At 50.1% G+C, this 12664-nt stretch carries 11 protein-coding genes; 5 read left to right on the top strand and 6 right to left on the bottom strand.

Going from position 1 to position 12664, the window contains the following annotated elements:
• Positions 1–23: 23 nt before the first annotated feature.
• On the bottom strand, positions 24–1067 hold the full coding sequence (locus ACYVJM_RS27450; protein WP_461151488.1) for a YheT family hydrolase: 1044 nt from the start codon (positions 1065–1067) through the stop codon (positions 24–26).
• Between the two features lie 168 nt (positions 1068–1235).
• Positions 1236–3056 carry an acyl-CoA dehydrogenase gene (locus ACYVJM_RS27445; protein ID WP_461151419.1) on the bottom strand — a complete coding sequence of 607 codons (1821 nt, stop codon included), beginning with the start codon at positions 3054–3056 and terminating at the stop codon, positions 1236–1238.
• Between the two features lie 287 nt (positions 3057–3343).
• On the opposite strand from ACYVJM_RS27445, the gene ACYVJM_RS27440 reads away from it, so the two are divergent.
• Together ACYVJM_RS27440 and ACYVJM_RS27435 are read left to right on the top strand one after the other, a co-directional pair.
• Positions 3344–3874, top strand: a complete 531-nt coding sequence (locus tag ACYVJM_RS27440; protein ID WP_461151418.1) for a DUF2911 domain-containing protein — start codon at positions 3344–3346, stop codon at positions 3872–3874.
• Positions 3875–4119: 245 nt separating this feature from the next.
• Positions 4120–4986: a hypothetical protein gene (locus tag ACYVJM_RS27435; protein ID WP_461151417.1), complete on the top strand. Its 867-nt coding sequence runs from the start codon at positions 4120–4122 to the stop codon at positions 4984–4986.
• Positions 4987–4998: 12 nt separating this feature from the next.
• Here the strand turns inward: ACYVJM_RS27435 and ACYVJM_RS27430 are convergent, their stop codons facing one another.
• Positions 4999–5883, bottom strand: a complete 885-nt coding sequence (locus ACYVJM_RS27430; protein WP_461151416.1) for an SDR family oxidoreductase — start codon at positions 5881–5883, stop codon at positions 4999–5001.
• Positions 5884–5993: 110 nt separating this feature from the next.
• On the opposite strand from ACYVJM_RS27430, the gene ACYVJM_RS27425 reads away from it, so the two are divergent.
• On the top strand, positions 5994–7952 hold the full coding sequence (locus ACYVJM_RS27425; protein ID WP_461151415.1) for a sialate O-acetylesterase: 1959 nt from the start codon (positions 5994–5996) through the stop codon (positions 7950–7952).
• Between the two features lie 155 nt (positions 7953–8107).
• Here the strand turns inward: ACYVJM_RS27425 and ACYVJM_RS27420 are convergent, their stop codons facing one another.
• The 3 genes from ACYVJM_RS27420 to yidD form a co-directional block, all read right to left on the bottom strand.
• Entirely contained in the window at positions 8108–8488 is a 381-nt protein-coding gene (locus ACYVJM_RS27420) for a DUF4174 domain-containing protein (protein WP_461151414.1), read from the bottom strand.
• A gap of 182 nt (positions 8489–8670) precedes the next feature.
• Positions 8671–9045: a co-chaperone GroES gene (locus ACYVJM_RS27415; RefSeq protein ID WP_461151413.1), complete on the bottom strand. Its 375-nt coding sequence runs from the start codon at positions 9043–9045 to the stop codon at positions 8671–8673.
• A gap of 132 nt (positions 9046–9177) precedes the next feature.
• Entirely contained in the window at positions 9178–9387 is a 210-nt protein-coding gene (yidD, locus tag ACYVJM_RS27410; RefSeq protein WP_461151487.1) for a membrane protein insertion efficiency factor YidD, read from the bottom strand.
• Positions 9388–9472: 85 nt separating this feature from the next.
• Here yidD and lgt point away from each other — a divergent pair, with 85 nt between their 5' ends.
• Complete coding sequence (gene lgt / locus ACYVJM_RS27405; protein ID WP_461151412.1) at positions 9473–10318, top strand: prolipoprotein diacylglyceryl transferase; 846 nt, start codon at positions 9473–9475, stop codon at positions 10316–10318.
• 201 nt (positions 10319–10519) lie between these two features.
• Positions 10520–12661 (top strand): S9 family peptidase, encoded by a 2142-nt coding sequence (locus ACYVJM_RS27400; protein ID WP_461151486.1) that lies wholly within the window; start codon positions 10520–10522, stop codon positions 12659–12661.
• Positions 12662–12664: the final 3 nt, after the last annotated feature.

Genomic DNA, 12664 nt, shown 5'->3' with positions numbered 1-12664 from the left:
AACGAATACAACAAGTATGGTCTTTAGTTCGTGATTGTCAAAAATTGCAACGCCCGCTCTTCCGACCAGTACGTTCCCTGAATACCTTGCTTTCGGGATGGGAAGCCGCAGTGACCACCTTGCTCTGGAAACTCCATCCATACGTTGGGGAGTTCCCGGCCCAATGCTTCCGGGAAACATTCGGGTGACAGAAACGGGTCATTTTTGGCATTTACGAGCAACGTCGGAATGGCAATGGTGGGTATAAATTGTAATGAACTGCTGCGGGTGTAGTAATCGGTTACGTCCCTGAAACCGTGCATGGGCGCAGTAAACAGGTTATCAAATTCGCGAATACTACGGGCTTTGGTCACTGCGTCAATCGGGAAAACGCCCGGCATTAGCGATGCTTTCTGCAATACTTTCCGTTTAAGCGTTCGGTTAAACCGGTAATTGTACACGAGGCTATCCCATTGTTCGAGCCGCCGGGCCGAGCCCAGCAGGTGAACTGGTACGGAAAATACAACTGCCTTTTTAACGGCTGGATGCAGTGCCTGTCCCTGTTCACCAACGTATTTCAAGGTGACATTACCACCAGCACTAAACCCCATGAGGTAAATTGTCTGGTAGCCTTTTGCGATAGCGTGCTGAATGATGAAGTGTAAATCGCCCGTTTCGCCAATGTGGTAAAACCGTTGCTGACGGTTCAGTTCACCACTACAGGAGCGGTAATGCCAGGCCAGGCAGTCGAACCCATGTTTCGTCAGATGCCGAACCATGCCCGCCAGATACCCACTACCCGAACTACCCTCAAGCCCGTGGGAAAGAATGACAAGAGAGGAGTTGGGAGTGAGGAGCGAAAAATGAGCAGTTTCTGACGCGTCAGCCCTCCTCACTTTTTGCTCCTCACTCCCAACTCCTGAAGAAAAACCCCAGTCCAGATCCAGAAAATCATCATCCGGTGTTTCGATGCGTTCGCGGACGTAGGTAACCTGTACCTTGCGAAAGAGCGAGGGAATGATGGTTTGCAGGTGGCCGTTCCACAATCGGGTAGGCGGCTCATAACTTGATGGGGCAATCAGCGGCATTACGAACGCGGGCGATTGAAGCCGCAAAGGTAAAGGTTCTAAAACGCAGACGTTTGTAAAATGATAAAAAACATAGTTTTGCCCGGTATTATTATAAAAAAACCATCCGTTACATTTCCTGCCGTCTAAAGGAATGTAACGGATGAGCTTGTACCTGGACCATTAGCTTTACAGCGCTAATTCCTTCTCGGTAACAATGGTAAGGACTTCCGGGTCTTTAAGCCGTACGGCTAAACCCAGCGTTTTGGGGACTTCGTAGTGAAAGAAGAACTTCATCGTATGAATCTTCCCTTCGTAGAAGACCAGATCATCGCCCTGCGGATTCTGCGTGAGTAACAGCTGCTTGGCTACCACGGCTTGCTTTAGCCACTGCCAGGCAACGACCACAATCCCGAACAGTTCAAGGAACAGAGTAGCGTCAGACAGGTAGCGTTCTATATCACCGTTCAGAGCGTGGGGCATCAGGCTACCCAGGACCTCCTGCGTGCGTTTGAGTTCGGCCGTTAGTTGGTCGGCGTAGGGTTTCAGGTCGTCGAAGGTGCTGGCTTCGGCAATTAGCTTGCTTATTTCGGCAAATAGAAGCTGGGGCGCCTTGCCGCCTTTTATGGTCATCTTCCGGCCTAATAAATCCTGGGCCTGAATGCCCGTTGTACCTTCGTAAATGGGCGTAATGCGGATGTCGCGATACAACTGCTCGACGGGGAAGTCTTCCGTAAAGCCATAGCCGCCAAACGTCTGCAAACTCTGGCTTACCGATTGTACGCCCATTTCAGATGGGTAGGATTTTGCTACCGGCATCAGCAAATCAAGCAGCAGAAAGGCGTTTTCTTTTTCCTCGCCCTCCGCAACCTCGCTGAGGTCATACAAACGGGCCGCTTCAATGAGCAATGAAAGCGAACCCTCCGTTACAGCTTTTTGGAAAAGCAGCATCCGCCGAACATCGGGGTGGTTGATAATGGGCGTCTGGGGCGCATCGAGCAGGTTCTTCTGATTAAGACGCCGACTTTGTGGACGCTCTTTAGCGTATTCCAGTGCGGCATGGTAAGCGGCTGTGGCAATGGCGGCAGCCGTCATTCCAACCCCAATGCGTGCTTCGTTCATCATCTGGAACATATACGGCAAACCCTGGTGCGGCTGGCCAACGATATAGCCGATGGTATCGTCGTTGGTACCCATGGTCAGGTGCATGGCGGGTACGCCTTTCTGTCCCATTTTATGGTATACGCCCGTTGAGGTCACGTCGTTATCGACGAAGCCACCGTTGCCGTCGGGCCGGTATTTGGGCACCACGAACAGCGAGATCCCTTTCGTGCCTTTGGGTGCACCGTCAATTCGAGCCAGCATCAGATGAATGATATTATCGACGGCATCGTGATCACCCGCGGAAATAAACACTTTCTGCCCTTTAATTTTATAGGCTCCCTGCCCGAACAGGTCATCGGGCAGTGGAGTAGCAGACGTCGTTACGTCGGAAAGCGACGAACCTGCCTGTGGTTCGGTCAGAGCCATAGTTCCCTGCCAGGTACCGGCGAGCATATTGGGTACATACGTTTCGCTGAGTTCGGGTGAGCCAAAGGACGTGATGAGGTGAGCCGCACCGGACGTCAGCCCCGTATACATCATACCGTTGTTAGCTGCCATCAGAATGAACCCAACGCAGGAACTGATCATCTCCGGCAGTTGCTGCCCACCGTGCTCAAAGGGAAAACCTGCCCCAATGAGTCCGGCTTCGCCCACGGCTTTTAAGTACTCTTTTACCTTGGGGTGTACCGTAACCTGCCCATTTTTTAATTCGGGCTGATTTTTATCGACATCCTTCAGGTAAGGGTGCATGAGCGTATCGGCGATGTACGTGGCCGAGTCGAGCACCAGGTTGAATGTTTCGCGGTCGTGCGCGCTGAAATAGTCGTATTTGGCTAGCTCCTCGGCTTTGAAGACATCGTGCAGGAGAAACTGAAGGTTGCGTTTACTAAAGTAGGTCGTTGCCATAAGGGCTAAACAAGTTGAAAAAAGTATGCTTACATACGATTATACCCTTAAAATTACCTGCTTTTGGATTGGATTAGTAATAGTGGGTTGAATTTTATGCTTTTTAAGAGTTCAATCACTACCAAAACACAGCCCGTAGCTTAAGTATAGCTTCTAAATCATAGGCAAACAATACGTGTATCCGGCCTCAACGTTCTGGTAGTAGATGTACCGATCTCAGAAAACTATCGTTTACTTTGTAACGTTTATGGAGTAATAAACGATAAATCAATCCAATTCATTAGCACATGAAGAATCTACTTGCCCTTTTTACTTTCCTGTTTGCCATGGTATCGGTTGTACAGGCACAAGACAATAAAGCACCTGCAAGCCCAAAAGTGACGGTCGAAAGTCCAGACAAAAACATCAAAGTGGTTTATGGTCAACCCTCTAAGAAAGGTCGGGTTATTTTTGGAGCCGATGGCTCGAACAGCCTGGAGAAATATGGTAAAGTATGGCGCACCGGCGCAAACGACGCAACAGAAGTGACCTTCAAGAGCGATGTTATGTTTGGTGGCAAGATGGTCAAAGCGGGCACTTACACACTGTTCACTATTCCCGGCGAAAAAGAGTGGAGTGTGATTCTAAACGGCACTCTGGGCCAGTGGGGAGCGTACGATTATGACAAAGTTAAAGGTACGGATGTCGCCATGGTTAAAGTACCTGTTTCGATGAACAAAACGCCCATCGAAAAACTGACGATCACCCCTGCGAACAGTAGTATTTCCATTGCCTGGGATAACATGACTATTTCGGTGCCTGTTATGAAGCATGGCTGAGAAAACGGTCAGGAATAAACGAGTAACAAAAAAACGGGTCTCACTTTTAAGTGAGACCCGTTTTTTTTGTTAACTAGCTATAAAACAGCTAGTTAATTTTTGCGATATGTCCTCTAAACGCTAAATCTTCACTTTGCGTATCTCCTTTACTCCATTTAATAACCTTTTGTTAATTAAATTGCGCCTAAGTGATTAACAAACAAACGTTTATCACGTTATTTGTAAAACGCTCTAACGGATACCAGATGATGAAACGCTACTTGCTGTATATACTGCTCGGCTTAGCTGTTATGCCTGCTTTTGGGCAGGGTGTAACGGACTATTACCGATTGCCGGAGCGAAGTCATCAATATGACCGGTTGCTCACCCGTTACGGCGGCCCCTACATAAAAAGCCGCTGGTATGCTTCTGTGGAAGGATTTATCCGGACAGACCGTGCCAAACTCGATAATACCTTAAACGGACTTATTGAAAGTGATTTAGTAGGCAAGCCGGGTTGGGGTGCGGTGGTTGGTTGGGTCTATCGTGAGCGATGGGCTGTGGAAGCCGGATACGCCCGGATGCCCATTCACACGCAGGTTTCGGTAACGAGTGCCAACTCCCCGTTGGTATTCCGCTATAGCAACGCTCGTAACGCCTTTGTTTTACGCGGAAAGCGACTTGTTTTATCGACAAATAAGCCCTGGCTTCGGTCGGGTTTCTGGTTGAGTGGCGGGTTGTGGGTTGTCCCCAACACGGGCCAGCAGGAAGGCCGCTTCTCCTTGCTAGGCTATAGTTATTATGGGCGTCGCGAAACTCCCGATACCCTCCGCCTGACCAGCCAGACGAACACCAATATGAATTTAACGGCTCTGGCCGAAGTGGGTGCCGAATACAACGTACGCTTGAGCAAAGTTGTCGACCTGGGCTTTTCGGTTCGCCGGTTCTGGGGACTTGGAAGCGCTTTAACAACCGACGTTACGTATAGTATTAATCGTACGGCTGTTCAACAGGCGCAGCTTTCCGGCTCTGGTACGGGTATGAGTTATGGCATGACGCTCCGGTATACATTTTCAACAAAACGAAAGCTGGGAAATGCGCTGGACGTTCGCGGGAAAGCGTCGCGACTTTAATTGATTCATTCGCTAGATCCATACATCGCGAAAATCGCTGGCAAACTGCCGGAAGGTTATTGGCGGGCGTTTAAGCAAATTCTCTGTTTCGGAGGTGAGCCCGCCCGCCTTGCCTAGTTTCGCTACGGTATACAGGGCCGTCATAATCAGGGTAAAGCCTAGGGGGAGCTTTTCTTTCTGCCATTTCTGCCAGATAAAACCCAGAATTGATGGGTTGGCGTACGTAATCTTTCTTCCGAGGATATCTGTCAAAATCCGCGCTATTTCGCTGTATGTCAACGCTTCGGAGCCGGTGAGCTCATAGCCCCTGTTGGTAAACTCGCTCGGCTCTCCCGTCAATACCAAAGCCGCAATAGCACTAATATCCCGCACATCAATGAAACTGGTTCGGCCGTGACCAGCGGGTACAAAAATTTCATGCCCCAACCTGATTTCCTCCCGATGCGTTGTGCTCAGATTCTGCATAAAAAAGCTCGGCCGTAAAAACGTGTACGGTACCCCCGCTTCTCGAATCAGCTTCTCAATTTTGTGGTGGGGGGTTACCGGATTAGTTTCAACCCCTTGCAGCGATAAAAAGACTACCTGCCTGATGTTAACCCGTCTCACAGCGTCGATAAAGGGGCTGAAGTACTTGTCGACGTCGGCCAATTGAGGGGGGCGAACCAGCAAGATACGACTTATACCCGCCAGGGCTGTATGGAACGTGGCTGGCTTCTCGAAGTCGAGGGCAACGATTTCGTCAGCCTCCAGGTTCGACCTTTCCGTTGACTGGCCTGGCGAACGTAACCCGGCTACAACCGTAAATTTTTGCTTGTCCGGGTGTTTCATAAGCTCGGTCAGTGTTGCCTGACCCACATTGCCGGTAGCTCCGGTAATGAGTATGCGTTCGGGTGTCATGCCTGAGCGGAAGTTTTATTCGGCAATAAGGATAAAAGTAAAACTTTGTCTTTTAAGTTAGCACTATACTTGTGGTCTGTGCCATTACTTATTTTAACTGCCTATTACAAATGAATCGTTTAACAGGACGTTTCCTCTTTTTATGTCTTTTAGCCGCACAAACGGGCTTTGCGGATGTTCGTTTGCCAAACGTCTTCGGTTCCCATATGGTCTTGCAGCGTCGAAAGCCGGTGCCGGTGTGGGGCTGGGCCGACGCCGGTGAAAAAGTAACCGTAACCCTTGCCAATCAGACCAGGGCAACAAAAGCAGGTAAGGATGGAAAATGGCGTGTTGCCCTCGATCCTATGGAAGCAGGTGGTCCGTATCAACTGCTGGTTAAGGGTAAGAAGAATATTGTTACGTTTGATGATGTACTGGCGGGTGAGGTCTGGATTTGCTCCGGGCAGTCGAACATGGAGTGGCCGTTGGCGGCAGCAGCCAACGCCAAAACGGAAATCCCGCTGGCCAACTACCCCAACATCCGGCAGCTATTGGTTAAAAAAGACCTCAGCCTGACACCCAAAGAAAATATCGAAGGCAGTTGGAGTGTATGTACACCGGCAACCGCTCCCCAGTTTACGGCTGTTGGGTACTTTTTTGCCAAACAACTGCAGAAAGAACTGAACGTTCCGATCGGGTTGATCAACACCTCTTGGGGCGGCACGCACTCCGAAACCTGGACCAGCCGGGAGGCCATGAACCAGCATGACGAACTGAAGGTAGTAGCCGCCAAATTACCCGCTACAGACGAAGAGGTCATAAAAAGTGGTGCTGCTCGCACGCAGGCCTTGTTGAAAACGCAGCAGGGTGGGTTACCAACCGCCACTGAAGAGCAAACGTGGGCCAGTGCCACCTTTAATGATAGTGACTGGAAAGCCATGAACATGCCCGGCGACTGGGAGTGGGGCGGCTTACCGACGCTGGATGGCGTGGTGTGGTTTCGGCAGGAGATTATGGTTCCTGAGGGCAGTAAACTGCAAAAAGTAACGCTGCATATGGACTCAGTCGACGATAACGATTCGACTTTTGTTAATGGGCAGTTGGTGGGCAGTACCAAGGGGAGAGGTGCCCGCGCGTATGTACTACCCGAAGGATTGCTGAAACCGGGCCGGAATGTAGTAGCCGTCCGCGTAACAGACACAGGTGGAAGTGGCGGCCTTATGGGTGAGCCCCAAAAGCTTAACCTATCAGGCGATGGACTTCTGATTCCGCTGGCCGGTAAATGGAAGTACCGGGTCGCTAATGTGTTTGCTTCTTCTTATAAACCGGGACCAAATACGTATGCCACCCAGCTTTTCAACGCCATGCTTAACCCGCTTATTCCGTATGCTGTTCAAGGTGCGATCTGGTATCAGGGCGAGTCAAACGCAGGTCGGGCGTACCAGTATCGGAAAACGTTTCCGCTCATGATTCAGGATTGGCGTCAGCATTGGGGGTATGATTTCCCATTCCTGTTTGTTCAACTGGCTAGTTACAATGCAGCCAATGGAGATAGCCGGCATGGAAGTAACTGGGCCGAACTTCGGGAAGCGCAGACAATGACTCTTCAACTGCCCAATACGGGCATGGCTGTAACGTCAGATATTGGTGAGCGTTCGGATATTCACCCGAGAAATAAACTAGACGTTGGTAACCGCTTAGCTGCCGAAGCCATGCGGGTTGTCTATGCCAAAGAAGGTGATGCCTCGCGCGGCCCTATGTTCGAGAAAATGAGCATTGATAGTAATCGTGCGATACTGTCGTTTCGCAGTGTGGGAAGTGGCCTTGTCGCCAAAGATAAATATGGGTATCTGAAGGGCTTTGAAGTAGCGGGTGCCGACAGGAAATTTTATTACGCTAAAGCTGAAATTCAGGGAAACTCGGTGGTCGTTCACGCCGATTCAGTGGCGGCACCGGTAGCCGTTCGGTATGGTTGGGCAGATGATAATGGCGATGTGAACCTGTATAATCAGGAGAACTTCCCGGCGGTACCTTTCCGTACCGATACCTGGAAAGGAATTACAGAAGCCGCCAAGTTTGGGGATCAGTAGCCAGAACCCCACGGGCGGCTCTGCGGGATTCTAAGAAGATTTAAAGATTAAACAAGATTGCTACTGAAAAAAGGTCAGTTGAGGACAAAGTTGTCGTTCGGAAGTGTTGTTGGCAGCAAGCTTGTTTAATCTTTTAAATCTGGCATAAATACTGGTCATTGTTTACTCTCCTGCTTGCGCATCGGCATGCTGTCGATGGTTCTGAACAGCTCTTTTACATCAACGGGTTTGTGGTAAGTCTGCTTAACACCGCCGTCTTTTCCGATCAGCCAGGCGACAAAGTTATCGGAGGGATTGAGTTTGTAATCGTGCATCAGAAACTGGCGATCCGGCTCGGGAACCAGCGACGCTACCAGAACAATCACGTCCAGATCACGCTCATCAACACCAGCTCGCTCTTCGTTCAGTGCCTCCTGCTGTTCGAGGCTATAATGCTGGGCATCGTCGCGGCCGTAAACCAATAGAATGCGCCGATGATCTTTCTTCTCGGTCAATATCGCTTTGAGCGATTTTTGCTGATTAGCTACACTTTCCATAACAAAGGTTAATCCCATTAGCAGGATTGTCAACGATATCAACCAATAGCCTCGCATAGTGTTTGCTGTAAAGCGGCCGGGAAGCCGCTGGTTTATATGTACGCCAGCGGCTTCCCGGCCGCTTTATTAGAAATTGGTTGAGTTAATCACGTTGTGGCCAAAGCGATAACTCAAACAACCTCTTATAAATCTTCCAGTCGCTCCAGCATGAGTATTGACCCCTGTGGAACGATGACATACTGCTCGCCTTCGTACTGCAATTCGATGGCGTTGCGTTGTAAGTAAAGCGCCACATCGCCTTCCTGCGCCTGAAGCGGCATGTATTTTACTTTCTCTTCGGTTTCCTTCCAGGGTTCATCTTCGGCTGGTGAAGGAATAGGATAGCCCGGACCTACCTTAATAACATACCCGGACTGGACTTGTTCTTTTTCCTGAACCGTTGGCGGTAAATACAAGCCGCTGGAGGTGCGGTCGGACGGGTCTTTGGGTTTGATCAAAACCCGGTCGCCTACTATAATCAGGCGTTTCAGTTTATTATCGGGAGTAATGCCAATCATAGTGATAAAGAGGAGTAAGTCATTCGTCCTACGTTGGAGAGGAGTAGACAAAAATCGGGCAAATCTCGACAACAGGTCAAAATGTCAGCGAAAGGGCACTGTGAATGGCTGACGGCTCACTGACAACTTTTCTTAAGGAACCGGGTCGTAGCCATGACCGCCCCAGGGGTGGCAGCGGCTTATTCGCTTCAGGCCCATCCAGCCACCGCGTATGGACCCATGTTTTTGAATGGCCTCCACCATGTATTGCGAACAGGTGGGTGTATACCGGCAGGCATTTGGAAAGTAAGGAGATACTGCAGCCTGGTAAATTTTGACCAGCCCAATCAGAATTGACTTCATCATGAACACGTAAACACGAAAACAGCCAAAAACTTTCCCGCAATCTGTATCTTTGCCAATATCCCGTGTAATACACTCTTTTCTCATGCTTCAATACGTTATCTGGGAGGTTAATCCCGAAATTTTCCACATTGGCTCATTCTCGGTGCGCTGGTACGGGTTACTATTCGCACTGGGTTTTTTGATTGGTATGCAAATCATGAGCTATGTTTTCAAGAAAGAAAATAAGCCTCTGGCCGATACCGATTCATTATTGATTTACATGGTTGCTTCTACCATTCTGGGGGCGCGTTTTGGCCATTTCCTGTTTTATGAACCGGAGGTGTTGTTTCATCACCCATTGACCGTTATCACCCCGCCCTTCGCGGGTTTGGCCAGTCACGGTGCGTTAATTGGTATTTTGCTGGGTCTATGGCTCTATTCCCGCCGAAAAGAAAGCCGCCTGACGAATCAGACATTTTTGTGGGTAACTGACCGGATCGCTATCGTGGTGGCACTGGCCGGAGCCTGCATCCGATTTGGAAACCTGATGAACTCCGAGATTGTGGGTCGTCCGACGGATGTGCCCTGGGCGTTTGTGTTTATGAATAACAATGAGTACGATAAAATACCCCGCCATCCGGCTCAGTTGTACGAGTCGCTGTCGTGTCTGGTTCTATTCTTCGGCCTGTTATGGTTCTGGAACCGGCATAAAGAGCGGACACCCCGGGGAAGTATGCTCGGCATTTTTCTGATCTGTATTTTCGGACTCCGTTTCTTCTACGAATACCTGAAAGAAAACCAGGTTCCATTCGAAGATAGTTTACCACTTAATGTTGGACAACTCCTAAGTATTCCGGCTGTATTACTTGGTATTTATTTCCTTGTTCGCAGCTATCGCTTGCCTGTTCCGGCCTCTGTTTCGGAAGAACAGAAAACAGTGCAGTCGTAATAGCGTCCATTTCTTATAGGTGAGAAACCTAAACGCTCAATAAGACGGGTTCACAGAAATGGTGTATTTTTGACGGTGTCTTACCTCAATCATACACTTCATTCTGTGAACCCATATTTTTTTAGGTTACGAAACGTACTGCCAGCTCTACTCATTGGCTTTATTACAGGTCAGGCAACCGCTCAGGTGCCCGGCCGTCAGATGCACTGGACCACCGATGGCACTGCCTATGCCGCCGTTGAGCAGGGCGATCTCGTAAAAACGGACATCAAAACGGGCCGCAAAACCGTTCTGCTGGGAAAAGATAAACTCCGCCGACCCGGCAGTGACCAGCCTATGCCGGTGGCTGATTTTGACTTTACGCCCGACAGTGCGTCGGTTCTGGTCTTCACGAATACGGCCCGCGTTTGGCGATACAACACCAAAGGCGACTACTACCTGATAAACCGGGCGAGCGGACAGGCCCGGCAACTAGGTCAAACAGCCGGAACTGTCGGAAAACGCCCCGGCCAATCACTGATGTACGCCAAACTGTCGCCGGATGGCCGGATGGTGGGTTACGTAAGTGAGCATAATTTGTTTGTTGAGGACGTAGCCAGCGGAAAAATAACCCAGCTAACGACGGATGGCACTCGTAAACGCATTAACGGCACGTTCGACTGGGTATACGAAGAAGAGTTTGGTTGCCGAGACGGATTTCGGTGGAGCCCCGACAGTAAACAGATTGCCTACTGGCAGGTAGACGCCACCAAAATCAGGGATTACCTGATGCTGAACACCACGGATTCGGCCTATTCGCACGTGGTTCCGGTCGAATACCCAAAAGTAGGCGAAAGTCCTTCCCCCACGCGTGTAGGGATCGTTTCGGTAACGGACGGCCGGAATGCCGTACCACCAACGGCCTGGCTCAACATCCCCGGCGATTCGCAGCAGCATTACCTGATCCGTATGGAGTGGTTGCCTGCGGGGGGCAGTGTTATTGTGCAGCAGTTGAATCGAAAGCAGAATGAAAGCAAGCTGTTCATCTGTAAGGCAGGGAGTTCGTCTGCAACACCAATCTATACCGAAACGGATAAGGCCTGGATTGACGGTAAAGCCCGTTGGAGCCGCGATGATCCAAGCGGCTGGGAGTGGCTCGATAACGGTAAATCGTTTGTCTGGGTTTCGGAGAAAGACGGCTGGCGGCACCTGTACCGAATGACAACGGATGGTAAGAAAGAAACGCTGCTGACACCGGGCGGGTACGATATTGCTACCATTAGCCACATCGACGAACCCACTAATAAAATTTACTTTATTGCGTCGCCGGAGAACACCAACCAGCGGTATCTGTACCGAACTAGTCTGGATGGAAAAGGCAAAGCAGAGCGGATAACCCCGGCCGGGCAGTCTGGAACGCATAATTATACGATCTCACCTAACGGGAAGTTTAGCCAGCATACGTTCACGAACTACCAAACGCCACCCGCCCGCGAATGGGTAAGTCTGCCCGACCATAAAGCGATCAACGAAGCCGAAAGTATTGCCGCCCGCGTGAAGCCCGTTGCCAAATCGAACGTTAATTTCTTTACGTTAAAGACAGAAGACGGTGTGTCGCTCGACGGCTGGATGGCTAAACCTACTGATTTCGATAGTACAAAGAAGTACCCGATCGTCTTTTACGTCTATGGCGAACCGGCAGGCAGCACCGTAAATGATGACTTTTCCATTGGCCAGAACCGGCTTTTCCAGGGCGACATGGCCAAGTCGGGTTACATTTACGTAGCCCTCGATAACCGCGGCACACCCAATCTGAAAGGAGCTGCCTGGCGCAAGTCCATCTACCGCCAAATTGGGCGCATTAACATCCGCGATCAGGCGATGGGGGCTAAGAAACTATTTTCTCAACATGCCTTTATTGATACCAGCCGTGTTGCCGTTTGGGGGTGGAGTGGGGGCGGGTCCACGACCTTACACCTGTTGTTTCAGTACCCTGACATTTATAAAACGGGCATTTCTATTGCCGCTGTTGGTAATCAATTGTTTTACGACAACATTTATCAGGAGCGGTACATGGGTATTCCGCAGGAAAACCGGGAGGATTTTGTAGCCGGTTCGCCGATCACGTACGCCAAAAATCTGCGGGGTAACCTGCTGTATATTCACGGTACCGGCGATGACAACGTGCATTACGACAACGCCGAGGTACTTATCAACGAGTTGATCAAATACAATAAGCAGTTTCAGGTAATGCCGTATCCAAACCGCTCGCACGGTATCAGCGAAGGGGAAGGGACAACCCAGCATCTGCGCACCTTGTATACGAATTATCTCCTCAAAAACTGCCCTCCGGGACCACGCTAATGA

The sequence above is a fragment of the Spirosoma pulveris genome (assembly GCF_054781875.1).
This window is presented reverse-complemented; position numbering and strand designations above follow the sequence as displayed.

Excerpts from the sequence above, each read along its gene's own strand:
- ACYVJM_RS27400 (WP_461151486.1), top strand. The coding sequence starts at position 10,520 with ATGCACTGGACCACCGATGGCACTGCCTATGCCGCCGTTGAGCAGGGC.
- ACYVJM_RS27435 (WP_461151417.1), top strand. The coding sequence starts at position 4,120 with ATGATGAAACGCTACTTGCTGTATATACTGCTCGGCTTAGCTGTTATG.
- ACYVJM_RS27415 (WP_461151413.1), bottom strand. The coding sequence starts at position 9,045 with ATGATTGGCATTACTCCCGATAATAAACTGAAACGCCTGATTATAGTA.
- lgt (WP_461151412.1), top strand. The coding sequence starts at position 9,473 with ATGCTTCAATACGTTATCTGGGAGGTTAATCCCGAAATTTTCCACATT.
- ACYVJM_RS27425 (WP_461151415.1), top strand. The coding sequence starts at position 5,994 with ATGAATCGTTTAACAGGACGTTTCCTCTTTTTATGTCTTTTAGCCGCA.
- ACYVJM_RS27445 (WP_461151419.1), bottom strand. The coding sequence starts at position 3,056 with ATGGCAACGACCTACTTTAGTAAACGCAACCTTCAGTTTCTCCTGCAC.
- ACYVJM_RS27440 (WP_461151418.1), top strand. The coding sequence starts at position 3,344 with ATGAAGAATCTACTTGCCCTTTTTACTTTCCTGTTTGCCATGGTATCG.
- yidD (WP_461151487.1), bottom strand. The coding sequence starts at position 9,387 with ATGAAGTCAATTCTGATTGGGCTGGTCAAAATTTACCAGGCTGCAGTA.
- ACYVJM_RS27430 (WP_461151416.1), bottom strand. The coding sequence starts at position 5,883 with ATGACACCCGAACGCATACTCATTACCGGAGCTACCGGCAATGTGGGT.
- ACYVJM_RS27420 (WP_461151414.1), bottom strand. The coding sequence starts at position 8,488 with ATGGAAAGTGTAGCTAATCAGCAAAAATCGCTCAAAGCGATATTGACC.
- ACYVJM_RS27450 (WP_461151488.1), bottom strand. The coding sequence starts at position 1,067 with ATGCCGCTGATTGCCCCATCAAGTTATGAGCCGCCTACCCGATTGTGG.